The sequence below is a fragment of the Spiroplasma endosymbiont of Thecophora atra genome (assembly GCF_964019735.1).
Classification (GTDB): domain Bacteria; phylum Bacillota_I; class Bacilli_A; order Mycoplasmatales; family VBWQ01; genus Spiroplasma_E; species Spiroplasma_E ixodetis_A.
The window spans coordinates 1,131,159-1,156,573 of the sequence record NZ_OZ026464.1; the positions used below are offsets into that span (position 1 = coordinate 1,131,159).

At 22.8% G+C, this 25,415-nt stretch carries 26 protein-coding genes; 12 read left to right on the top strand and 14 right to left on the bottom strand.

Annotated elements, in window-relative coordinates; genetic code table 4:
• The first annotated feature begins 36 nt into the window (after positions 1 to 36).
• Positions 37 to 1,005, top strand: a complete 969-nt coding sequence (locus AACL05_RS06415) for a hypothetical protein (RefSeq protein ID WP_338960809.1) — start codon at positions 37 to 39, stop codon at positions 1,003 to 1,005.
• Positions 1,006 to 1,185: 180 nt separating this feature from the next.
• Here the strand turns inward: AACL05_RS06415 and AACL05_RS06420 are convergent, their stop codons facing one another.
• Entirely contained in the window at positions 1,186 to 1,698 is a 513-nt protein-coding gene (locus AACL05_RS06420) for a hypothetical protein (protein ID WP_338960812.1), read from the bottom strand.
• Between the two features lie 473 nt (positions 1,699 to 2,171).
• Here AACL05_RS06420 and AACL05_RS06425 point away from each other — a divergent pair, with 473 nt between their 5' ends.
• Both AACL05_RS06425 and AACL05_RS06430 read left to right on the top strand, forming a co-directional pair.
• Positions 2,172 to 3,122 carry an IS30 family transposase gene (locus tag AACL05_RS06425; RefSeq protein WP_338960236.1) on the top strand — a complete coding sequence of 317 codons (951 nt, stop codon included), beginning with the start codon at positions 2,172 to 2,174 and terminating at the stop codon, positions 3,120 to 3,122.
• A 221-nt stretch (positions 3,123 to 3,343) separates the two neighbouring features.
• Entirely contained in the window at positions 3,344 to 3,514 is a 171-nt protein-coding gene (locus tag AACL05_RS06430) for a hypothetical protein (protein ID WP_338960816.1), read from the top strand.
• 151 nt (positions 3,515 to 3,665) lie between these two features.
• On the opposite strand, the gene lepA is transcribed toward AACL05_RS06430, so the two are convergent.
• The gene (gene lepA / locus AACL05_RS06435) at positions 3,666 to 5,474 is read right to left on the bottom strand and encodes a translation elongation factor 4 (protein WP_422397373.1); all 1,809 of its coding nucleotides are present in this window, start codon (positions 5,472 to 5,474) and stop codon (positions 3,666 to 3,668) included.
• 224 nt (positions 5,475 to 5,698) lie between these two features.
• On the opposite strand from lepA, the gene AACL05_RS06440 reads away from it, so the two are divergent.
• The 5 genes from AACL05_RS06440 (at position 5,699) to AACL05_RS06460 (ending at position 8,747) form a co-directional block, all read left to right on the top strand.
• A complete protein-coding gene (locus AACL05_RS06440; RefSeq protein WP_338985900.1) occupies positions 5,699 to 6,373 on the top strand; it encodes a BspA family leucine-rich repeat surface protein in 675 nt (224 codons plus the stop codon).
• A gap of 37 nt (positions 6,374 to 6,410) precedes the next feature.
• Positions 6,411 to 6,746 carry a hypothetical protein gene (locus AACL05_RS06445; RefSeq protein WP_338960825.1) on the top strand — a complete coding sequence of 112 codons (336 nt, stop codon included), beginning with the start codon at positions 6,411 to 6,413 and terminating at the stop codon, positions 6,744 to 6,746.
• A 312-nt stretch (positions 6,747 to 7,058) separates the two neighbouring features.
• A complete protein-coding gene (locus tag AACL05_RS06450; protein ID WP_338985902.1) occupies positions 7,059 to 7,643 on the top strand; it encodes an ETX/MTX2 family pore-forming toxin in 585 nt (194 codons plus the stop codon).
• 251 nt (positions 7,644 to 7,894) lie between these two features.
• Positions 7,895 to 8,026, top strand: a complete 132-nt coding sequence (locus AACL05_RS06455; RefSeq protein WP_338985904.1) for a hypothetical protein — start codon at positions 7,895 to 7,897, stop codon at positions 8,024 to 8,026.
• Between the two features lie 253 nt (positions 8,027 to 8,279).
• On the top strand, positions 8,280 to 8,747 hold the full coding sequence (locus tag AACL05_RS06460) for a hypothetical protein (RefSeq protein WP_338960831.1): 468 nt from the start codon (positions 8,280 to 8,282) through the stop codon (positions 8,745 to 8,747).
• Positions 8,748 to 8,911: 164 nt separating this feature from the next.
• Here AACL05_RS06460 and AACL05_RS06465 read toward each other — a convergent pair whose 3' ends face one another.
• The 6 genes from AACL05_RS06465 to AACL05_RS06490 all read right to left on the bottom strand — a co-directional run bounded on the left by AACL05_RS06465 (position 8,912) and on the right by AACL05_RS06490 (position 13,537).
• Positions 8,912 to 9,139, bottom strand: coding sequence for a hypothetical protein (locus AACL05_RS06465; protein WP_338985905.1), 228 nt, complete (start codon positions 9,137 to 9,139; stop codon positions 8,912 to 8,914).
• A 134-nt stretch (positions 9,140 to 9,273) separates the two neighbouring features.
• Positions 9,274 to 9,855 (bottom strand): hypothetical protein, encoded by a 582-nt coding sequence (locus AACL05_RS06470; RefSeq protein WP_338960836.1) that lies wholly within the window; start codon positions 9,853 to 9,855, stop codon positions 9,274 to 9,276.
• A 45-nt stretch (positions 9,856 to 9,900) separates the two neighbouring features.
• The gene (gene fmt / locus AACL05_RS06475) at positions 9,901 to 10,848 is read right to left on the bottom strand and encodes a methionyl-tRNA formyltransferase (RefSeq protein ID WP_338960839.1); all 948 of its coding nucleotides are present in this window, start codon (positions 10,846 to 10,848) and stop codon (positions 9,901 to 9,903) included.
• On the bottom strand, positions 10,835 to 12,589 hold the full coding sequence (locus AACL05_RS06480) for a DUF2779 domain-containing protein (protein ID WP_338960842.1): 1,755 nt from the start codon (positions 12,587 to 12,589) through the stop codon (positions 10,835 to 10,837). The genes fmt and AACL05_RS06480 overlap by 14 nt, the downstream gene beginning before the upstream one ends.
• Before the next feature lie 36 nt (positions 12,590 to 12,625).
• Positions 12,626 to 13,234, bottom strand: a complete 609-nt coding sequence (locus tag AACL05_RS06485) for a hypothetical protein (protein ID WP_281747823.1) — start codon at positions 13,232 to 13,234, stop codon at positions 12,626 to 12,628.
• 21 nt (positions 13,235 to 13,255) lie between these two features.
• Positions 13,256 to 13,537, bottom strand: a complete 282-nt coding sequence (locus tag AACL05_RS06490; RefSeq protein WP_174480491.1) for a hypothetical protein — start codon at positions 13,535 to 13,537, stop codon at positions 13,256 to 13,258.
• Between the two features lie 212 nt (positions 13,538 to 13,749).
• On the opposite strand from AACL05_RS06490, the gene rpsT reads away from it, so the two are divergent.
• Entirely contained in the window at positions 13,750 to 14,010 is a 261-nt protein-coding gene (gene rpsT, locus AACL05_RS06495) for a 30S ribosomal protein S20 (protein ID WP_338960848.1), read from the top strand.
• Between the two features lie 106 nt (positions 14,011 to 14,116).
• On the opposite strand, the gene AACL05_RS06500 is transcribed toward rpsT, so the two are convergent.
• Complete coding sequence (locus AACL05_RS06500) at positions 14,117 to 15,262, bottom strand: threonine/serine dehydratase (protein WP_338960850.1); 1,146 nt, start codon at positions 15,260 to 15,262, stop codon at positions 14,117 to 14,119.
• 339 nt (positions 15,263 to 15,601) lie between these two features.
• Between AACL05_RS06500 and AACL05_RS06505 the strand changes: the two genes are divergently transcribed.
• A complete protein-coding gene (locus AACL05_RS06505) occupies positions 15,602 to 17,203 on the top strand; it encodes an ABC transporter ATP-binding protein/permease (protein ID WP_338985907.1) in 1,602 nt (533 codons plus the stop codon).
• Positions 17,204 to 17,262: 59 nt separating this feature from the next.
• On the opposite strand, the gene AACL05_RS06510 is transcribed toward AACL05_RS06505, so the two are convergent.
• The 5 genes from AACL05_RS06510 to AACL05_RS06530 all read right to left on the bottom strand — a co-directional run bounded on the left by AACL05_RS06510 (position 17,263) and on the right by AACL05_RS06530 (position 23,740).
• Complete coding sequence (locus AACL05_RS06510; protein WP_338960856.1) at positions 17,263 to 18,714, bottom strand: hypothetical protein; 1,452 nt, start codon at positions 18,712 to 18,714, stop codon at positions 17,263 to 17,265.
• 43 nt (positions 18,715 to 18,757) lie between these two features.
• Positions 18,758 to 19,669, bottom strand: a complete 912-nt coding sequence (gene holA / locus AACL05_RS06515) for a DNA polymerase III subunit delta (RefSeq protein WP_281747832.1) — start codon at positions 19,667 to 19,669, stop codon at positions 18,758 to 18,760.
• Between the two features lie 215 nt (positions 19,670 to 19,884).
• Positions 19,885 to 20,928, bottom strand: coding sequence for an SGNH/GDSL hydrolase family protein (locus AACL05_RS06520; RefSeq protein ID WP_338960861.1), 1,044 nt, complete (start codon positions 20,926 to 20,928; stop codon positions 19,885 to 19,887).
• 152 nt (positions 20,929 to 21,080) lie between these two features.
• On the bottom strand, positions 21,081 to 23,081 hold the full coding sequence (locus AACL05_RS06525; protein ID WP_338985909.1) for a ComEC/Rec2 family competence protein: 2,001 nt from the start codon (positions 23,079 to 23,081) through the stop codon (positions 21,081 to 21,083).
• Positions 23,082 to 23,194: 113 nt separating this feature from the next.
• Positions 23,195 to 23,740, bottom strand: a complete 546-nt coding sequence (locus AACL05_RS06530; protein ID WP_338960866.1) for a hypothetical protein — start codon at positions 23,738 to 23,740, stop codon at positions 23,195 to 23,197.
• A gap of 169 nt (positions 23,741 to 23,909) precedes the next feature.
• Between AACL05_RS06530 and AACL05_RS06535 the strand changes: the two genes are divergently transcribed.
• On the top strand, positions 23,910 to 24,860 hold the full coding sequence (locus AACL05_RS06535; RefSeq protein ID WP_338960236.1) for an IS30 family transposase: 951 nt from the start codon (positions 23,910 to 23,912) through the stop codon (positions 24,858 to 24,860).
• Between the two features lie 64 nt (positions 24,861 to 24,924).
• On the top strand, positions 24,925 to 25,407 hold the full coding sequence (locus AACL05_RS06540) for a hypothetical protein (RefSeq protein WP_338960869.1): 483 nt from the start codon (positions 24,925 to 24,927) through the stop codon (positions 25,405 to 25,407).
• The last annotated feature ends 8 nt before the right edge of the window (positions 25,408 to 25,415 follow it).

Genomic DNA, 25,415 nt, shown 5'->3' on the forward strand with positions numbered 1-25,415 from the left:
ATCTTAATTTATTTTTTAAAAAAAGGGGGAATGAAAATGAAATTTAAACAATTGTTATTATTAATTACCAGTGTTACAAGTTTAGGGATGATATTATCAAATAATAAAATAATTAATAGCAATCAAAATACTACTTTTTTAAATAAAAACAATGTTTCTAAAATTAGTTTTAACAAAATGACAGGCACTACTGGTGAAATTAATAGTTTAACTTTTAACGGTGAGCAAACTTATGCTGTTAATAATAAAGGTATTGTTTATAAAAGTGACAATGGTCAATCTTTTGAAGAAATAAATTTACTTAATTATGATTATAAAATAAAATCACTAATTATAACACCTAATGGAACAATTTACGTTGGAACTTATAATGAAAAAAATAATGAATTAAAAGTTTATATTCTTAAAAATGATCAACTTGCTGAAAAATATACTTTAAGTTCACATCAATTATTAGCAATGACTTTTGACAAAGAAAATAATATTTATATAGGAACAAATGAAGGGGTATATACTAATTCAAGTCCAACAACTGAATTAGAAAAAATAGATGGGGCAACAGGTAACATTACAGTTTTAAAAACAACTAAAAATGGCTTAATTTATGCCGGTAATACAGAAGGAATGATTTTTAAAAGTATTGGGGGTAATCCTTTTAATTTAGTTGAGCAACTAGAAGATAGTGGTATTACAAGCATTGCTGTTGATAATAAAGAAACAGTCTTTGTTACTAACAAGAGTAAAAAAGTTTATTATAAACCTGTTACTAGTCGTAAATTTTTACAATATAAGCAAACTTTAAAAACAATAAATACAACAGTAATAACTTTTGGAACAGGAGTTTTAGTTGGTGATAAAGATGGTAATATATGAAAAAGTTATAAAGAAAACAACTTTAATTTAATGAATGAAAATAAACTTAATTCAATTAACGAATTAATTTATAATTCTAATAATTTTACTATTTATGCAACAACTACTGATGGAATATATAAAAATAAATAATCTAATTTAAAATAACTAATTTTAAGTTAGTTCTTTTTTTAAAAAAAATTGTAATACTTATTGAAAAATTTAATAGTAAAATTATAAATCATTTTAATTTTTATAATTTTGTTTATTCATAAAACATCTCTAATATTTTATTAGAGATGTTTTTAAAGATACTTTATAAATATATTAAACTTATATATTTGCTTGTAAATTTGATTTATATAAAAAACTATTACTATTTTTTAACTTTAATTTTATTTCTTTAAAAAAATCAAATTTTTCTTTTTCTTTATAATCATTAGAAAATATTTCTAAAGTTTTAGCATCAGATTTTTCATAAAAATGATATATATTATTGAATACTTGTTCTTGTGTTTCTTCTTCTTTTATTACTCGATATATAAAATTAAGAACTGAACACATTTTTCGATATTTATTATCTTTTCTTAAAGCATTATTAAATTTTTCTTTTTGTTTAATATTCATTTTGGATATTTTAGAACTATTTTTAACGTTTGTTATATCAATTTCTTCATCCACTAAATAAACTACTTGATCTAAAAAATTTAATACTAATTCATCTACATCTTTTGATTTATATTTTTTTAAGGTTTCTAAATAAGTATCTGCTAAATTAATTGCTAATAAATTTAAAAAATTATTTAAAACTTTTGTTTTTAAATTTTTATTGATATTTAAATCCATTATCAAAACTCCTTAAAATCACCTTCAATAGAGTGATTATATCAATTTTAACCTCATATTTTTGTAAATACAATATTACTTTATTTTTTTACCTTTAATTCGTTTTCTTTTAAGTTCTAATTCTAATTTAGGATTATTATCATGTTTTAAATAATAATTTTGTCTATTTATAATTAATTTATTTTCTAATATTAACCCTAATCTTTTAGTTTTTTCTTCAGCTAATTCTTTTTGTAATTTTCTGTCTTTTTCATTTTCAAGTGATTCATGTTTAAATCTAGAATCTTATAAATCTTTTTCATGTTGTCTTTGCTTTTCTTTATCAATTAATTTTGCTTCAATCTTAGCTCTATTTTCTATATACTTTTTGCTGAGTTATACTTGTAAGTGCAAGTAAATAAAATTGCAAAAAATTCTCATATAAAAATTTCATAATGCTAAATTTAGTTTAGAAAAAAGTAAGGAGTTTTTATATGAGTTATAAACATCTTGGCATAGATGAAAGGATTTATATTGAGAATCAATTGAAATTTAAATTTAAAATTAGTGAAATAGCTAAAAATCTTAATCGAAGTATTAGTACTATTATTCGAGAAATTAATAGAAATAAAGATAATAATCATTATTTTTCATTAATTGCACAAAATAAAGCTGAAAATCGAAAACAATCACATATTAGTTTTCATAAGTTTAAAAATAAGAATTTAGTAAAATATGTACAACAAAAATTACTATTAGGTTGATCACCTGAACAAATTTATGGCAGAATTAAAAATTTTCATAAAGAGTGAGTTATTAGTTTTAAAACAATTTATACTTGAATTTATTTTGGAATGCTTGATAAAGTTACTAGTAAAAATTTAAGAAGAAAAGGTAAAAAACGAAAATCTAAAGAAAATCGTGGCAAGTTTAATGGTAAATCAATTAAAGAACGAGATATAAATGTTAATGATCGTATAACACTTGGTCATTGAGAAGGAGATACTATAGTATCATCACGAGGTAAAAGCAAATCATGTTTAATAACTTTAGTTGAAAGAGTATCACGATTTACTTTAGCAATATTAGTTAAAAACAGAACTACTAAAGTTATTAATAAAAATGTTAGTTATTATTTATCAATTCTTCCTAAAAACATTGTTAAAACTATTACTTTTGATCGTGGCAAAGAATTTTCAAATTGACAACAACTTGAAAAAAATTTAGATATAAAAATTTATTTTGCCAATCCATATTCACCTTGACAAAGAGGTACTAATGAAAATACTAATGGTTTAATTAGAGAAAAATTTCCTAAAAAATTTATTTTTTCAAAAACTAATAAAAATGAAGTTCATAAATTTATATTGTCTTTAAACCAAAGACCAAGAAAAATACTAAATTATCTTTCACCAATCGAATATTTGGATAGAAAAATAATTTAGTTGCACTTACCTTTACAATTTAGCTTTAATACTTTTAAAAATAGAAATTGGGTTCAAACAATCAATTATTTTTAATAAAATTTTCACATAACCCTCTACTCCCCATTTAAGTAATTATTATTAATATACTTATTATAAATTAAAATTTTATCAATTTCTTAGGGAATTATTTATAAAACTTTGAAATGGGGAATATAAAATGATTAATAACATAAAAAAATATGATTAAAAATTACTCTAGAGAAATTGAGTGTCACGCAATAATTAAAAATAATTTAGAAAATAATCAGTCAAAAACTCAAGAAAATTTAATTAATATTGAAATGCAAAAAAAATACATCAAAATTAAAATGGAAATAATTGCAGAATTAAAAAAAATACTATATATTTAACATAAAATTGTGAGAAATCTGATTTTAATCTAAAAATATGATTTATAAAAATAAAAAAAATAATTGTTCTATTTAAGTCAATTATTTTTTTATTTTCAAATAATTCAATTTAGAAAAATACAAATCATATATATATATATATACATTTTTATTAATTTTCTTCATCTATTTTTAAAACAGCACGAAATGCTTCTGGTGGTAATTCAACATTACCAATCGATTTCATTTTTTTCTTTCCTTCTTTTTGTTTTTCTAAAAGTTTTCTTTTTCTTGTAATATCACCACCATAACATTTAGCAATAACATCTTTTCTAACTGCTTGCACAGTTTGACGAGCAATAATTTTATTATTAATAGCAGCCTGAATAGCAACTTCAAAATTTTGTTTCGGAATTAATTTTTTTAATTTTTCACATAAAACACGCCCACGATCATAAGCAAAATCCTTATGAACAATAACAGATAATGTATCAACAATATTACCTGCTAATAAAATATCCATTTTCACTAATTTACTTTCCTGATAACCAATTAACTCATAATCTAATGAAGCATAACCTTTTGATATTGATTTTAATTTATCAAAAAAATCAATGACAATTTCATTCAGTGGCATATTATAAATAAGAGTTCTTCGTAAATTATCAGCATATTTTAGATCTAAATAAGTTCCGCGTTTATCCTGACATAATTGCATCAATGCACCAACATATTGTTCTGGTGTCATTATTGTTACTTGTACAAATGGTTCTTCTACACTTTTAATTGTTTGCACAGTTGGTCATTTTGCTGGATTATCAATTATTAACTTTTCACCATTAGTTAAATTTACTTCATAAATTACAGAAGGAGCTGTTGAAATTAAAACTAAATTATATTCACGCTCTAAACGCTCTTGAATAACATCCATATGTAATAACCCTAAAAAACCACAACGAAAACCAAAACCTAATGCTTGTGATGTTTCAGCAGTAAAAATTAATGAGGCATCCGATAATTGAATTTTATATAATGCATCCTTTAATTCTTGATATTTATTAGTATCAATTGGATATAAACCACAATAAACCATTGGTTTTAAAGTTTTATAACCTGGTAATGGTGCATCAGCAGGATTAATAACACTAGTAATCGTATCACCAACATGAATATCACTAATTATTTTAATTGCACCACTAATTCAACCAACTTCACCAGCTGTTAACATTTCTCTCTTTTCTTCTTTTGGTGTGCGTACTCCTAATTCAGTAATTTCATATTCAGCACCAGTTGACATCATTCTTACTTTATCACCAACTTTAATTACACCAGTTTTGATTCTAATAAATGCCATCACTCCACGATATTTATCATATAATGAATCAAAAATTAAAGCACGTAATGGTTCATTATCATCAGCATCAATTGGATAAGGAATATATTTAATAACTGCTTCTAAAACATCGCGAATATTAATACCTGTTTTTGCAGAAATTAAAGGCGCATAATCAGCAGGTAAACCCAATACTTTTTCAATTTCTTCTTTAACTTTTTCTGGTTCAGCACTTGGTAAATCTATTTTATTAATAACAGGAATAATTGCTAAGTCATTATCTAATGCTAAATATACATTTGCTAAAGTTTGTGCTTCAATACCCTGAGCAGCATCAACTACTAAAATGGCACCCTCACATGCTGCTAAACTACGCGATACTTCATAAGTAAAGTCAACATGACCTGGAGTATCAATTAAGTGAAGCAAATAAGTATGACCATCTAATGATTGATATTTAAGCTGTACACTATTTAGTTTAATTGTAATGCCACGTTCACGTTCTAAATCCAGTGAATCTAACAATTGATTTTTCATTTCCCTTTTTGAAACGGCATTAGTTAATTCTAAAATACGATCAGCCAAAGTTGATTTACCATGATCAATATGGGCAATAATTGAAAAATTTCTAATGTATTTTTTATCGATACTCATAATATTATTTATTCACCTATCTTTTGCTTATAAACTATTTACTATGTTTTAGTATATCAAAGTTTAAATAAAATTAAATCGAAAGTTGCAGATAATCTTATAAATATAATTAAACTATCACTTAACAATATATGAAAAGATATATACATAAATAACTAGTTTTTAAAATCATGTAAAATTATAATAACAAAAAATAAAGGAGGGAGGGTGTTAGTAATATGAAAAAAATATTAACAACATTAAGTATTTTAGCAATTACAATTACTGTTGGAAATGTAAATAATGTTAATTTAAATAGTAGTTCGCAACAAAATGCACATATAATTAATAAAACTCAACAAGACACAATTTACATTGACAAAGATGGAGAACAAATAACAACTAATGAAACAGATTTATCAAATATAAATAGCAAAGAAATTGTTCAAATTGGATTTTATAAAAACATCATTAATCAAATTCAAGTGGTTAAAATGCCAAAAACAATTCAAAAAGTGCCAGATCAATTACCACCAGAAATAACTTCTTTAAAACACATGTTTTGAGATGCTATTGTCTTCAATCAAGATATTTCAAAGTGAGACATTTCAAAAGTAACAGATTTAAATCTTATCTTTCAAAATGCTATTGCATTTAATCAAAGTCTTGCAGATTGAAATACATCAAATGTAATAAATATGAATTCAATGTTTGCTGATGCTTTAACATTTAATCAAAATATTTCAAATTGAAATACTTCTAATGCAACAAATATGAATAAAATGTTTTTTAATGCAAGATCATTCAATCAAAACCTTTCAAAATGAAATGTAAAAAAAATAATAGAACACAGTAATTTTGCTACTGGCTCAAAAATTGATAATCCCAATAAATTACCAAAATTTAAACAATAAAAAAAATAATAAGAAAAAAATAAGGTGGTAAATAATTATGAGAAAACTGCTAAGATTTATATTATCTTTAATGGTTGCAACACCAACAAGTATTAGTTTAGTTGCTTGTGGAGGAACAGTATATCCTGTACATAAAAAAGATTTAAAAGGTTTATCTGATAACTTAGACATTACAACACTTGATAATAATGTAAAAGTTTTTAAAGTTGAATTAATTAATAAATTAAGAAAAAAAATATTTTCAAATTTACAACTAAGCGATGTAAAAATTAGTAAAAATAATAATACACCTCTACAAGATGCTGATATTAAAAATAGAAAATTAATTATAAAAATAATTGCATTACGTACTTCTATAAACTTTACGGGTTAAAAAACGATAAATATAAATATTACAACCACACAAGAGAAAAAAGACTTAAATTTACTTATAGCAAATCAAAACCTAGGATTTATTAAAATTTTAGCAAAAAATTTAATTCCAACCAAAGAGGAACTTTTAATTGGTATCAAAAGCATAAATTATGATGCTAGTATTTTAACTATTAATGATTTTAATATTAAAGGATCTATTAATAGTACAAGTGCTATAATTGAAGGAACTGGTGACTATAAAGGTGAAATTACTTTAAGTTATAGACAAGAATTTGATTTTAATATATGAAATTTTCTAGACATTCTTGTAATGGGTCATATGAAAAATAAAGGTTATTGATTAGAAAATATGAAACTTAATATTAAAAATAATACAAACATTGAACAACCACTTAGTACACAAGAATACGATAAAGAAGTAACAAATACTTATTCTGTTACTAATACATATGATGTTGGTATAAGTGAAAAAATATCAATACCTTTTGAAGAAACAACCTTTAATTTTAACTTTGGTCATAGTACCACAAATACAAATTCTGAATCAGTAACATTAAAATATCCATCTCAAAAAATAAATGTATTACCTCATAAAAAGGTAAACATAGATTATGATATATTTTTAAATAATACTAAATCTGACTATATTCTAACTTTAAAATTAGATAAGAGTTCAACTTTTTCTGGAAATTTATATTATTGAGAAGATAATGTTAATAAAGGTTGACAAACATATAATTTCTATGAGCTTCTAACAGAATTAAATAAAAATCAATTTGCTAATAATTGTTTAATGTATGCTAACAATAACGAACTATATTATTCTATTCCATTAACCTTATATGGTAAATCTAATGAATTAGATGTTACAGTCAATCCAGAACAACCAATTTAAAGTTTATATAAAATATTTAATTCAAAAATAACATTTTTTAAAATAAAACTGCTCAATTGAGCAGTTTTATTAAATATTTTTTTATTCAACTTTAAAATTATTAAAACAACACTAACAAAAGAAAATTATTATGAAAATCATTAATAAGTGCTAAAAATATATAATTTATATCAGAAAATTATTTTTAATTAATTACCAAATTATTAAAAATAACTAAAATTTTTCTAGATTTAAAAGGAGAAAGAAAAAATATGAAAAATATGAAAACTTTATTTAAATCAATGACAGCAGTTATTTTAACAACAGTTAGTACAAGTTCACTTATTGCATGTCAATCAGATGATAATTTAAAAATGAATATACAAGTACAAAAAAGATTTTAATTTTTTAGATTCAAATAATAATTCAACAATCAAATTAGATATCTATCAAAATAATATAACTAAATTAACAAAATGAAACTCTATTCAACTAAACAATATTACTGCCAGCAATTTATTAGAAAATGATAGCGAAACTGCTAAAGCTAAATCTGCTGATGGTGCTAACTTTTTAGTTGATATTTTAAAATTAAAAGCAGTTAGTGGTCAAGGAAAATATAGACTTTTTAAACATAGTGATACACAATTCATTAAGATGAAAGTTAAATCTTACTCACCAATAATTAATAAAAAAATAGATCATACAGATTATATAATTACAGGTGCTACAGTAACTATATTTTTTGAAAAAAATAATAAACAATTATCTGACAATTATTTATTAAATATTTTATCCAAACCAAATGATGGTCTTGTATTACCTAAATTACCAACCACATCTAACATATCATTAAATAACTTTAATGATATTCCAGAATTTAAAATTGGACAACCTAAATCAAAATTATTAGTTGATACAGATTTAACAAACTATCTAAAAAGTCCAATTTATTCTTTAGGAGAAAGAATTGCTGATCTTATGAAACAAGGTGACCACTTTAAAGTTAAAGTAAGTAAATCTGTAAATGATGGAACTTATTTTTCAAAAGGTGATGTTATTAAAGTAAAATTTTCAATTCGTGAAATTCAATTTAATAATGAATATACGCTAACTATTATTTAAAATAAAAAATGAATATAATAATTATTCATTTTTTTATTATTAATTAAATATTAAAAGTAACATTTCATGATATTAATTTATCTATATTACTGATGTTAATCTCTTTGTTTGAGATTTACTACCTTCAATAACACTATTATTTTCTGATTCATTTATTTTTTCTACTATATATGTCATAGCAGAAACCGTTCCCACCGCAATAATACTACCAGCAAGCACAGGAGCAATAACGGGTGCACCACCAGCTCTCCAATTATAATACCACTAATAGCAGCAGAAAGAACAGTAGTTGCAATAACTGTTTCAGATGGTGTTGGATCGATTATATGATTTTTAATTACTTTTTTTAACTTAGATATTTTTTTAAAACTTTTTTTAATTTTTTTATTCATAAAACCTTTTTCTCCTTATTTTAATTAAAAACCCTTTACCTTAAAACTTAAGTAAATGGGTATAAACTTATATTAAGTTTATAAAATTATACCATATTGTCTATATTAGATATCAATAATTGATAATAAGTAAACTATTCTAAAACAGTTATTTTTTTATTTTTTAAATAATCAAATTCTTGATCATTTCAAAAACTATAATTTGATCTAATCTTATTTTTACTAAGAGCATAATAAAGTGGAATAGCAACAAAATAAGCAAAGATAGCTTGAATACTATCAGTAATTAATTCATTAACTGTAATAGCATAATCTTGATAAATTACTAAATAAGACAATGGATAAATAAGTAATAAAATACCAGCAAAAAAGAAAGTATAAATAGTACTTCATCAAGATTTATTAATTAATAACTTAATAACAAAAAACATTAAAATTCTAATAAAAATTGTAATAGGAATAACCACAATTTTAACACCACTAATTAAATCAAAAATGCCACCGGCAATTGGTCCTGCAAATAACAGCATTGGCCCTTCAAAAAAAGCACAAAACGGAATAAAAACAGCATCAAATAATTGCAAAGTAGAATTTCCACCAAATAAACTAGTAATTGCTCAACCAAAAAGAAAAGTTGAACAATAACCAATTGTTACTAATAAACCAGTAATAATACCAGTCATTGCTAGATATTTAATTGAGCGAAAACGATACATCTTTTCCTCCTAGATTACCAAAAAATATTAGTTATTTTTTTATTACTATTTAAAGATAAAACCAATTGCAATTGAATTAATTTTAGAACCATAGTAACAAGCTGCTATAATTTCTTTTTTACCTGCTGGTTGAATAACCTTAATTACTATGTTATTAGTTTTAGTGGCAACAATAATACCTAATTTATTTATTGCAACAATTGTTCCTGGCAGAGCATTTGATAATTCATTAGTTACTGCTACTTGATGAATTTTGTATATATTATCATTCAATGTAGTATAAGCGATTGGTGTATTATACAATCCACGAACATGACATGAAATTAATTGTGCTGAAAGATTTCAATTAATTTTTTCATCACTTCTTTTAATATTTAAACCAAAAGTTACTTTATTTTCATCTTGTTCTTGCTCTTGTATTTCATTATTAATGATTTTTAATAAATATTTTATTAACATATTTTGTGCTAAAGTTATCAACTTATTAACTAAAGAAGTATATGTATCCTCAATACCAATTGAAACTTGTTCTTGAACATAAATTGCTCCTGCATCCATTTTACTTACCATTTTCATTAATGTAATACCAGTAGTTTGTAATCCATTAATAATTGCTCATTGAATAGGGGCACCACCACGCAATGATGGTAATAATGAAGCATGAATATTTAAACATTTATATTTTGGTAAATTTAAAATTGCTTTTGGTAAAAATTGACCATAAGCACAAGTAAGAATAACATCAATATTTAATAATTGTAAACTTTTTAAACTTTCAATAATATTTTCTGGTTGGAAAACAGGGATTTGATATTCTTCTGCCAATTGTTTAATTGCTAAAGGAACAACTTCTTGTTTACGACCAATTTTACGATCTGGCTGACAAACAACACCAACTATCTCAACTTCATTTTTCATTGTTATTAACAATGTTTTTAAAATATTTTCAGAAAAAAAAGAAGAACCCATAAATAAAATTTTAAATTTTTTCATAATTTTCGCCCTCAATTTTTGCTTTGTACATTTCAATAATATTTTTTACATGTCAGAATAATACTACCATACCTAAAGTATCTTGAGCACAATATTTTAACATATTTTCACGAAAATTATGAATTCAATTAGTTAAACTAATGTTATTTTCAACTCTTCTACGAAAAACTTCTGATGCCATATCTCCTTTTTTAATAACTAATCCTTCATAAGAAAAGGAAGGTTCAAATGCTGGTAAAGTTTTTTTAATTGAAAGAGAACCATAAAACTGTTCTTTATAAATTTTAAATTCTTTAAAAAAATCTTGTAAATCAATAGTACCATCATGGATTAATGATAATTTATTTTTATATTGAGGATAATAATAAGCTAATTTTTTAAGAACAGATTTCTCAAATGATTGATTATAAGCAACATACGTACCCTTACCATGAATATTAATTAAATCATGACATAATTTTTTTGTTAACATTTCTCTTGGATCATCATTTCCATCTGCTAAAAATTCATAATGTTTAATTGATTTATAAGTTTTAAAATCAAAATCTGGTGCCAATAATACATGGACAGAATATTGAAAAGGAATTTGTTGATATGGTTTACTATTTTTAAACTTAGGTATTGCAGATTTCATAGTCTCAAAATCATACATATAAATTGGATATTGGTACTTTTTGTATTCAATTTTTAAATCAACAAATTTATTGCCATCAATTAATTTTTCACCATTTTTAATTACATCATATTGTCTTAAATGTAAATTAGACTTTGTTAAAAATGGTAATAATCTTTCATCATTAATTTCTAACAAATCTTCTTCATAATATCACAATGCTTTCTTAGTTTTTCTTAAACGATATAATTCAAAAATAGTATTATGAATAGAAAAATATTTAAAAATATGAGGACAAAATTGATTACTATTTTCATGACAATAAGATAAAGTTAATAATTTAACTATTTCATCAATATCACTAATTTTAATAATATTCTTAATATTTTCATATTGTAATTTCAAATTATTATTTAAAATTTCATCTTGAATTGATTCAAAAAGACTAAAACTTTTTTTAGTATTAGGACTTTTTTGCCAAGTTGATCCATTAACAATAAATAATTCATTTAAATCTATTTTTTCTTTCTTAACATAATTATTATTTAAATACATAATATAAGTATTAACTACTTTAATTCCACATTTGGTTAAAATATCATACTGATAAAGTAAATCTCACATATGTTCTTCTTTAACTCAAGTTACTGCTTTTACTTCAATTAAATCCCAACCATCATTATTTCGTTTTAAAATATCACACTTAGTAACACAGCCCTGATATTCAAATCTTGGTTCAAATAAAACATCATACTCTTTATTATTAATAATTTCTATGACATTATTACCCGGTTCAGACTCAAAATTAAAATAAGAATATTTTACTTTAAAATATTCTTGAGCATAGTACCCAGTTTCAATACCATCTGCAATTGTTTCACCAAGATAAAATTCAGAATCATCTTCTTCATTATAATTATTTTCAAATGTATCATCATCTAAATCAGAAATAGTAATTAAATTAGATTTAAATTTACTACTTGTTTTAGTATGCGTTAGTTCAACAAAATTTATTATCTTTTTCTCTTCAATTAAATGCTTAGCTAAAGCATAATTTTTTGTATTTAAAAATCATGAAAGTTTTCGACAAATACGGAAATGCTTATAATCATCTTTATAAATTTTCATTACGTATCACCCAATTGCCTACTTAAAAATAAAGATTTATTTATCTTTTCATCCAGAAAATTTATCATGAATTGCAATTTTAGGTTTTTCTAAATTTTTAGCACGTTTTTTATTTTCTTTATTTTGTAAACGTTCTTCTTCAATTGCAAGTTTAACGGCTTCATTTTCTTTTTTAATTGCTGTTTTTTCTTCTGCTGTCTTTCTTTTTATTTTAATTTTACCACTACGTTTTTTTGACATTTCAATTTTCTTAAGTGTTTCTTCTAAATCCAATTCACAATTTACTTTTCAAATTGTTTCAAATTCTTTCTTTGATAATTGCTTAGTAAATCCTTCTACCTCAAATGCTTTAGTTGCAAATAAATCATTTTTCTTAGAATCATATAATTTTACAATTACATCAAAAACATCACGATAGCGATATTCTTTACTACTACGTGAAACTACTTGTTCAAATTCTACTGTTTTATGTTGCAATTTTAATTCATCACGCATAAAGGATTTAATAATATTTTTTACTTCTTTTTGACGTTGTTTTTTCTCTTCTTTTTTCTTCTTTTTTGCTGAAATGGTTGTAAAAATAAAAATTATTAAAACTACTCCTATAAGCGCTAACATTCATCATTGACTAGATAAATTTCCCATTTTTTATTCCTCTTTTTTGATTTATAAATTTTCCTCGATTACTGCTAATAGTTTAGTTGGACTCATCGGTGAAATTGTTAAAATTAAATTAACATCTTTTTTAATTACAAAATAAAGATGTGTTTTATTTACTCTAATATATTTAAAACTTTTTGTCTCTTCAATATCATAAGACTCATTAATCAATTTTAAACAATATTCACGTAATTGGATATCATTTAAGTCTTGCAATTTTAATCTTGTTCTAATCCTACCAATACTATGATAAGAAAATTGATAAGGGTTACGAAAATAGTAACTCATTTATTTACCACACCTACATTTATTATTAAATTTTTTAAACAAATAATTTACATTAAAAGTGTAAAAAAATTAAAATATACTATTAACAAAAAGCTAACACATTAATTATACTGAAAAAATAAAAAATATTATACAACATTTATGATTTTTGTTATAATTATTTTTGTTGTAATTAATCTATAAAACATGTTCAAAACAAAAAAGGAGAAAAAATGGCTAACATTGCATCACAAATTAAAAGAATTAAAACAAACCAAAAAAGAAATGAAATTAATAAAAGTTATAAATCTAAAGTTAAAACTGCTTTAAAAAAAGCTGAAATATCAATAAAAAACAAAGCAGAAAATGCTACAGTACTTGTTAATGAAGTATGTAGTTTAATTGATAAAGCTGTTGTTAAAGGCATTTATCACATTAATAAAGCTGCTCGTCAAAAATCTAAAATTATGACTAAATTAGCAAAAGCAAAATAACTATAATTTATTTTAAAAAGAGACACTATTAATAGTGTCTCTTTTTAAAATATAATTGATATTTTTAAACTAAATTTTTGTTTTAATAAAATACCAAATTCAAAAATTATTTAGCTAATAATGTAAAGTTAGAACTTGATGCTCTAATCTCAGCAAAAATTTTATTTTTTTGAAATTCATCTGATGTATCCATAACTATAAAAATACTAAAATTACTAATATCTAATTTATTACAATCAAATGTACTGTGAATTTTATAAATAGAAGCACCATTTTTAGTAATAATATTAATAATTTCGCTAATAGTACTATTATTAATTTTACCGTTAACTGAAAAAGGAACTCGTCGATGTGAACTAATTAAGGCACTATTAATAATTGTTCCTAATGTAGTAATATCAACATTGCCACCACTAATTACACAAACAACATTTTTATCTTTACCAATGATTTTATCTAATTTACCAGAAAGAATAGCAGCAACACTAACAGCACCACTACCTTCAGTTACAATTTTACATTTTTCTAATAAAAATAACATTGCTTGTGCAATTTCTTCTTCGCTAACAGTAATAACTTTATCAACATTTTTCTTTAAAATATTAAATGTTAATTCCCCTGTTTGTTTAACAGCAATTCCATCAGCAATTGAACTTTTACCTTGAATTTTAAATGGTTTTCCTTGTTTTAAAGCTTGATTATAAGAATCAACATTTTGTGCTTCAATACCAATAAATTTAATATTTGGATTTTTACTTTTTAAATAAATTGAAATACCACTTAAAAGTCCTCCTCCACCAATTGGAACTAAACAATAATCAATTTCTTTACCCATTGCATTCATTTGTTCATATATTTCCAAACCAATTGTACCTTGACCAGCAATAACAAAATTATCATCATATGGATGAACTAACGTTAACCCTTCTTCTTTTTCAAGTCTTAATGCTTCAGACATTGCATCATCAAACATATTACCACAAAGTTTAACAGTACATTTAGCACCACCAAATTCTTTAGTAGCAGCAATTAAACCCTTTGCTTGCTGTTCCTTTGATAAATTAAGAATTTTATTTAAAGCGCCTCTAATTTTAAAACTACCTGTTTTTTGTAAATTTTCTAACTTTAAAAATATATTATTACCAGAAAATGAAGAAAGTTTATCTGCTTTTATCAAACTTGTCTTACTAATTTTATCTTTAATTTTTGAATACGTTTCTTCAATTATTTCTTCACTTACTAAATTTTCCACAATGGTTCCTCCTGAGTTTCTATCTAATTTCTCAAATATAATTAATTATACAATATAATAACTTTTATTTATAAAACAACAAAAGTAATCATTAATAGTATATGATTTTATAATTAAATGGGATTTAAATTCATAAATGTTGATTTAAAGCAAGTGTTAAATTACTATACTAGATAATCACTATTCTCAAATCTATATTATATATACATGAAAAACAAAAATTAAAAAATATTTTTCCAAAATATTTAGAATTAATACTGTTTATTTTATTGTTACAAATTTCAATAATTGCTTTTTAACACTTAATTATAGTACAATCTAATGCAGGAGGTCTTATATATGGAAAATAATGAACAAAATAAGAAAAAAATAGATAAGTCTCGGCCACTAGTAGAAATTTTGAATCTAACAAAGGAATATAAAAATAAAGTAGCATTAAATAAAGTTAATTTAACTATTAATCCTGGCGATCGAATTGGAATCATTGGTGCAAATGGTAGTGGTAAATCAACTTTAAGTGAAATTATTGGTGGTATTCGTAAACCAACATCTGGTGAAATAATTCGTCAAGAACATCTGGTAAATGGTTTACAATTTCAAGAATCTAGATATCCGGCCGGAATATCTCTTATGGATATGATTAAATATTATTTACATACTTTTAATATTTCAATGAAAGAAGATGAACTATTAGAGTTACTGAAGACATATCAATTACTTGGAATTGAAAATAAGTTTATTCAAACACTTTCAGGTGGACAACAACAACGTTTAAATATTTTACTAGCTGTTATTCATGATCCTGATCTAGTTATTTTAGATGAAGTTTCCACGGGATTAGATATTGAAGTTCGTTCAGAAATTTTTGAATTCTTTAGAAAAAATATTATTGACAAAAATAAGACAATGATCTTAGTTACTCACAATATGAGCGAAGTTGAAGAATTTTATGAAAAGTATATTTACATTCATAATGGAGTTATAAAAGAAGCAGGAAATGTTAAAGATATTGTTAAAAAATATGGCTCAGTTCATAACTTTACATGAAAAATGTTTGATAAAAATAAAAAAGCTGATTTAAAAAAACAATATGAAGAAATAAAAAAAGAAAATGCTGAAATCAAAAAAAATAAGAAAAAAAATAAATGAATTCATAAAGCCAAAATGCCCGAAAAAAGTCGACCATTAATAAACTTAATGTTTAAATATTATTATCGAGGATTTTTTGTACCCTTCTTTCTAGTTTTATTTCCAATTCTAATGTTGTTCTTAGAAGGTTTTGCTTTTAAACAAATGGAAGGTGATACTGTAAAAAGTTTACATACTTTAGTTGGTTCAATTTCAATGTTACAACCAATGGCAGTAGGAATTTTCATTATTCCACAAACAATTGTTGAATTTAAAAATAGTGTTTTAATGAAGCGAATTGGAGCAACAAATATTAAACCAATTTTCTTTGTTTTTTCAGTTATGATAATTGGATTTTTCTTTATGATAGCAACATTCTTATGATCTTTATTATGAGTTGGAATTATGTTTGGTGGTACTTATGGGTGAAGTAATATAGTAACAGCAAATTTTATTGGAGAATCTATCCCATTTATTATCTTAATTTTCTTTTCATCAATGGGTTTAGGAATGTTATTAGCCTCAATTTTCAAATCAGTAACTGCTTTAGTTGCAGCATCAAATGTAATTTATTTTCCAGTTACACTTTTAAGTGGGGTATTTTTCCCGGCTGAGTTAATTAATAGTAGTCCTGTTTTAAAATACGCAACTTACTTTAATCCATTCAAATACGCTATGGATCCATTTATTCAAGCTTGAAGTGGAACAAGTTTTACTTTTACAACAACTTATGGAATATATCTAGGAGTTGCACTTGGATTGATTGGTATTTACACAATAGTTGCAAGTTCAAAATTACGTTGACAAGCATAATAAAACTAATAATTAAAAATAATAAAATTAAAAAGGACTTTTAGTCCTTTTTAATTTTATTATTTAAATAAATCACTATTACATCAAAATTTATGATCTTTTGTATCTTTTTTATTATCATTATCTAAACTATCATCAAAAAGTGATGGATCGATTTCATAGGGTTTACCACTTAAAGCATTATTAATAGCATTTTGATATTCCGAATTGGCTCTCATAATTTTATTACGATCAATTTTTGGATTAAGAATAGCAATAACTAGTATAATAGCAATTAGTAAAATTGCTGATGCTGCTGTAATATATGTTAATATTTGAAAAGCTTTAAAAGTTGCTAATCCTTTTAATCAGGATAAAGCATTAGGATTAATTTTGTCACCTTTATCTAAAAAAGAAGTAAATGTTCTTAATAATGAATCATCTGTTGTCATATAAAATAAATTTGAAATTGTATAAATTATTCAAAAAATTAAAATAACTATTAAAAAATATGATGTTCGATATAAATCACGACCTAATTTTGGTGGTTTTAAAATTGAATATAAAAAGCCTCCATTTAAAACTATTGTTGTAACAATAGTGAAAACTATAGTTTTTGATTGTTGTGCAAAATTATAATAAACGGGTGATGTACTATTATCTTTAATTTGAAAAGTACCTGCTATAAAATAAGTTAGTATATAAGTAGCTATTGCTAGCACTGTTGTTAATAAGAAAAAAGCTGATAATATTTTCTTTAAAAGTGGAATATATTTTGGTTTATTCATATAAGGGTAAAATTTAGGATTTGTGGCGGGATGTTGCGGTAATACACCTAACTTCGCTAAATTTGCTAAACTATTATTATCAAGATTATTAATATTTAAATTATTACCTAGATTCCCAATGCCACCAATATTAGGATTTGTATCAACATTATTATCAACATTCTGATTATTTGGAGTAACACTTGGCTTAACCTCAGTAGCATCATCACTAAAATTATTTAATGCAGTAATTTGATCATTTAATTCATTAAAAGTATTATTATCAAACTGTCTTATTCGTTCAAGACTTTCTTTTTCCACAGTCTTACAAATATTAGTAATTGTAACTATTAATAAGTTACGCTCTTCAAGAATTTCAATACGATTTTTAGGAGAACTTTTAGTAATACTCAAACTACGATTTACCAAATTAGAAATTAACTGCAAAAATTCTATTGCATACTTTTTATCTTTTAATTCTTTTAGTTCTTTTTCAAGAAAAAATAAATTAGAAATTTGTAATTCTAAAATTTTTAAAAGTTCTTCATTAGCAAAAATAGATTTTCTAACAATTAAATTATTTAAACTGTTATATATAGTACTTGATATTTCATAGTATAATGCAACATTTAAATCTTCTTCTGAGTACACTTTTTCGGTTTTTTTCTTTGTAACTCTTTTTACTTTTGGTTTAACCAATGTAATGTCACTATTTTCTTCTACTAACTTTTTTTCTGTAACATCAATATTTTTATTACTTTTCATTATATGTATCACCTCTTGAGTTTAAAACATCTATAATTATATACTAAATATTCAAAAAAAATAAATCAATTGCAATATTTTTATTAAACTTTCCTTTTTTGATATTGTAATCTAATTCATATAATTTTAACAAAATATTATTAATATTTAAATTAATATTTAAATATTGTTCTAATATTTTTACTTGAAACTTGGAAATATTTAATATATTGGAAATATCTTCATTACTTTTTTTTTGTTTAACTAAAATTTTGATATCTCTAATTAATTCTAATTGATATACAAGAATATTAATCAATTTAATTTTATCATAATTAATAACATTATAATAGTTATATTGTGTTCAAAAATTGTTATAATCTTTTTTTAATATATATTCAACAGTTTTAAAAATATTTGTTTCAAAATATTTAGGAACCACCTCAATAATAATATCTGAAGTTATTTTTTTTCCAATTAACCTTAATTTTGATAACTCATTTAAAATAATACTGACATCATTTGGCAAGTATTCTAAAAGAAAATTAGTTACTTCTTGAGTAATGTTAACTTTAAAACTATTGCAAACTTTATTAATTAATAATAATAATTGTGATTTTGTATAATTTTTAATTTTGATAATATTAAATTGTTGAAATTCTCTACTAATTTTAAAATCAACATTTAAACTTTTAATAATTATCATTGTTTTTTGATTATGATTAAGCAAAGCATTAACAAATTTTTTTTCTTTAATATATTTTTGCCATAAATTACTGCTATCATTAATTACGATTACTTTATTTTCTTCAAATATACTCATAATTTGAATTTCATTAATAATATTAACAATTGTATCCTCTTGTAATTCATATAGATTATAATCATAATTTTCTTTTTTATGATTTTTTTTAATTAATTGTTCAATATTTTTTCTTACTAAATACTCATCTTGACCATGAACAATATAAACCATGTTTCCAACCTCACAAAATTATTAATATATTTTATGTTAATGTTATAATATCATAATGTTTCATATATAATCACACTTTTATTTTTTCCTCAATAATAAACTTTTTTAAGATTATTCAATGTTTCAATATTCGGAAAACACTTTCGTTTTTGATAATATTCCAAATTTGAACTTTTATCTTATATACTAATTGTTATATCTAATGTTTTAAAACATTATCACTTTTCAACTAAATTATAAAGATCTTCAGCAACTGCTTGATGCACTAATGTTGTTAGATGAACTTCATCAAAGAAGAAATAATTATTTAATGTTTCTTTTGTTGAACCATTAACATATGTTGCTGTAACAGCACCATCTAATGCCATATGAGCATAATCAGATTCAATTGCATTTTGAGTAATATTTTTTCCTTCTTGTTGAAATATCAACTCATATTTACTTAATTTTTCTCTTAAACTAAATCTTCTAATAAAATTAGGATAATTAGTTGTATATAAAGATATCTCATGATTTCAAAGTGTTTTATAAGCATCAGATAATTGTTTTGCTAAAACTTGCGATTTAGTTCCATAATATTTTGGGACAAGACTAAAATCTGGAACATCAGTAGCAACAATATGTTGAATGCCTTTATTAATTAATTCTTGAATTATATCTCCTTCTTTTATAATTGCATTATAAATAATATCAAGTCCTTTATAATAGTTACCACTATCAATAGCAGCCAACATATCATTATTTCCTGATTCAAGAAAGACTAAATCATCACTTTGTAAATTTTGATGTTGAGATAATAAAGCAGCCATTTGATGTTGAAGGCTAAAACGATTTGAATAAAATTCTCCTGTTCATGAATCATTTTCAGCTGCAACAGCGCCTCCAACCGCATAGTTATTACCAAATTGTTCATAAGTTGCTGCATCATTTAAAATCGTATATTTTCATCCTGCTTGTAAGTTTAAATGTAATTTATTAGCTAAAATTTCAGCTGCAACCTTACCATTGCTGAAAGAGCGATTTAAATAATATGGATCTCCTAATTCTACTTGAGCGACTCATAAAGGTGCTAATGGTGATTTTTGGACAAAGTCACTCCCAGCTCCAACAAAACTACCAGTATCAGAAAGACTATCACCAAGAACGTATAATTGATGATAATCAGTAACTGTTTTTTCTGCCTTGCTATTGGATGTAATAGTAGTTATTAACATTGAAGGTAACAACAAAATTTTTAATAAATGATTTATTTTTTTCATATTTTTTCCCCTTTTGTTTTAATTATATATTTTTTAGCTTTCTTTTCTAAAAAGTAATTTTCTTTTAATTATTCAATACTTTTACTAAATACTCATATTGAACATGAATAATATAAATACTATTTCTAATCTCACAATATTATTATATCAGTTTATATTAACGTTATAATATCATAATGTTTCATATATATTCTTATAATCACAGTTTTATTTTTTCCCGAATAATAAACTTGAGCATTAATTTTTTTAAGATTATTCAATGTTTCAATATTGGGAAACTGTCTTCGTTTTTGATAATGTCCGGAAATTAATGCTAGTTCTGAATTAAGAGTTTTTAAAAAACTAATAGTTGATGAAGTTTTTGAACCATGGTGAGGAACTTGTAAAATATTAATTTTACTTAATACATGGGTGTTAACTAATAAATTTTCGGTTTGTTCTTCAATATCACCAGTAAATAAAATTTTATAATTATAAACTTTTAATAACAAAACTAAACTTTTATTATTTTCAGAAACATATTGCAAATTAAAACCATAAACTAAATTATGAATTGGATTAAAACCATCAATAACATATTGCGATAATTGATTGATATTTTCATAAATTTTATCTATTTTTAAGTTCATTTTCAAAAATCCAATATTACTAATATGATCTAAATCATGATGAGTTAAAAATACTGCTTTTAAACTATAAATTCCTTTTGCTGAAAGATAATTATAAATAGTTGGATTATTTGGTTTTAAATCTTCTGTGCCCGAATCAATTAAAATAGCAGATTTATTATAAGGACTAGTTATTAAAAAACTCATAGCACTACCAACATTAATCATTGTTAATTCATAATAAGGTTTAATAATACTATTCATTCATAATGTTGAAAGTAAAACAAAATTAATAATAATAACTGTTAACATTCTTCAATTAAAATATCGTCAACAGTTATAAATAACTATTAAAATTAAAAAATAAAGTTGTAAAATTCAAATTTCAATTTTAAAAGTCGGAATTCAAATATTACTCATATTTATTAACTTAATAATAATAATTAAAAAATTTAAAATTGGAGAAACAAAAAAACTTAAAATTGAATTTAAAAATAAATTTAAAAATAAAATAACATCACAAAAAATAATGATTGGTGTAAAAAATAATAAATATGCAACAGTTAATAAACTAAAACCATGATTTATTTGTCACTGAATAAGAATAGTGAATAAAAATAAAACAAAATTAATCAATAACATTCTAATCCAATAACTATATTTTTTAAATTTATTATTAATAAATAAAATCAAAAAAGTAATACCAAAAGAAAGTTGAAATCCTAAAAGATAGAATTGTAAAGGTCATAAATAAAGACAACAATAAGCACTAAAACTAAGAATAGAAATTGGATGAATAATTTTTTTATTAAATTTTAAAATACAACTAAAAATTAAAAAAAATAATGCTTTCATTGCTGCAATAGATCAATTAAGTAAATATAAATAAAAACATAAAATTACAAAGCAAATTAAAAGTTTAATTAATTGATTTTTGATAAATCAAAAACTTTTTTTTAAAAAAACAAAGAAAAAATTAATGTGTAAACCACTAACAACAATAATTGGAGTAATACCAAACTTATTAAAAATGGTAAAAATAGATTTGTTTTCTTCAGTTTGCTGACCAAATAATAATAATAATTTAGTTCAAGTTTTAATTTCCTTTGGAAAAGTATTTATATAATTAAAAAAAATAGTTCTAAGAGTTTTTCCAAAAACAACTTTTACTTTATTTCCATTAACTACTATTTGTTTATTAACATTATTAGCATTTAAAAATAATTTAAAATCAAACTCATAAAAATTATTAATAGTTTTTAAATCTTTAGTTTGACCTTTAAAAATAAGTGTATCATCTAATTGGGCATTAATAGTATACTGCATATTATTAATATAATAATGTGATAATAAATAATATTTTTCTCATCCTTCTTGTACTATCAAATAATTTGGATAGGTTTCTACTACTTTCAAATTAACATTTTCAATATTTATATGTTCATCTTTTTTAAAGTTAATATTAACTAAGGAAGTAAAAGTAAATACTAATAATAAAAAGAAATACTTATAAAATGATTGCTTTTTAAAAAAAATATAATACAAAATAATAATTATTATTAATAATAAAACTAAACCACTAAATATCGTAAAACTTGATAAAAAGAAAACTAAAAATATTAGAAATAAAACTAATAAAGCATGATAAGTAAACATCATTAAAAACTAATAAATTTATGCATCAATTGTATATATTTTCTTTTTGTGGTTATTAATAATTTTTCTAAATTCTCTAACAATTGTTTTGCATTTAAATTTTTTTTATTAAATAATAATAATACTTTTTTGGCATCTTGACTATTTAAACCTAAATTAATTAAAGGCTCTAAAGTAATAGTATAATGGGAATAATATTTAATAGCATTATTTCTTGGTGATAATATTAATTTATAATTTTCACTAATATTTTGATTTAGATTTAATGCCAAAATGTCAAAATAAACATTAGAAATATTCAAAGTATTAATTAAATTAATAATACTTATTTTTGAATTAAGAATTTTAACATAATATTTATTTCGTATACATAAATCTTCTCTAATTGGTAAATGTTCTTTAATTTCAACAGTAATAGTAATAATTTTTGTATCATTTTTTTCCTTACTAACTATTTCATTTTCATTAAAATTTTTAATCAACTTTAATACAACTAATCCATTACTTGCAAGAAAAAGAATTGTCAATGTTATAATTAATAATCTCATTTAATTTCACCTCAATAATTATTAAAAATGAGATAAGCAATTTCCTTTTTTTATTTTTTTAATATGCTGAGTTATACTTGTAAGTGCAAGTAAATAAAATTGCAAAAAATTCTCATATAAAAATTTCATAATGCTAAATTTAGTTTAGAAAAAAGTAAGGAGTTTTTATATGAGTTATAAACATCTTGGCATAGATGAAAGGATTTATATTGAGAATCAATTGAAATTTAAATTTAAAATTAGTGAAATAGCTAAAAATCTTAATCGAAGTATTAGTACTATTATTCGAGAAATTAATAGAAATAAAGATAATAATCATTATTTTTCATTAATTGCACAAAATAAAGCTGAAAATCGAAAACAATCACATATTAGTTTTCATAAGTTTAAAAATAAGAATTTAGTAAAATATGTACAACAAAAATTACTATTAGGTTGATCACCTGAACAAATTTATGGCAGAATTAAAAATTTTCATAAAGAGTGAGTTATTAGTTTTAAAACAATTTATACTTGAATTTATTTTGGAATGCTTGATAAAGTTACTAGTAAAAATTTAAGAAGAAAAGGTAAAAAACGAAAATCTAAAGAAAATCGTGGCAAGTTTAATGGTAAATCAATTAAAGAACGAGATATAAATGTTAATGATCGTATAACACTTGGTCATTGAGAAGGAGATACTATAGTATCATCACGAGGTAAAAGCAAATCATGTTTAATAACTTTAGTTGAAAGAGTATCACGATTTACTTTAGCAATATTAGTTAAAAACAGAACTACTAAAGTTATTAATAAAAATGTTAGTTATTATTTATCAATTCTTCCTAAAAACATTGTTAAAACTATTACTTTTGATCGTGGCAAAGAATTTTCAAATTGACAACAACTTGAAAAAAATTTAGATATAAAAATTTATTTTGCCAATCCATATTCACCTTGACAAAGAGGTACTAATGAAAATACTAATGGTTTAATTAGAGAAAAATTTCCTAAAAAATTTATTTTTTCAAAAACTAATAAAAATGAAGTTCATAAATTTATATTGTCTTTAAACCAAAGACCAAGAAAAATACTAAATTATCTTTCACCAATCGAATATTTGGATAGAAAAATAATTTAGTTGCACTTACCTTTACAATTTAGCATATAATAAAATAAAAAAGATAATTCAAAGGCTGATAATAATGACAAAAATAAAAACTGATGGTAAGAAATGAGAAAATAATTTTATAAAAATAATTAAAAATAAAACATTTATTAAATGATGCAAATATAATTCTATTATATTAATATTAGGAACTTCATTAATACTAAATATTATTTATATCCCAAAATTCTTAAATGGTACTACTAATCAAAATAGTATTACTACTAATATTGAAATTACAGCTATCAACGGCAAGGAAACTATTCTTGAAAAAACTAATTATATTACTACTTTTAATACACTTGGTAATTTATTAAGTGCTTGTTCTAATGATTTTACTGTTGAAAAAAGTCAATTGGGAAGATTTTTGGTTGCTGTAAAAGGTAAAAAAGGTACTCAAGAAGATAAAAAATTTTGATACATTGAGCATTGAAATGGTAAAGAATTTATTGATTTTTCAGTAGGTATTGATGATATTAAATTGGAAAATAATGAAATTTTTCAACTTGAATTAAAATAAAAGTTTTT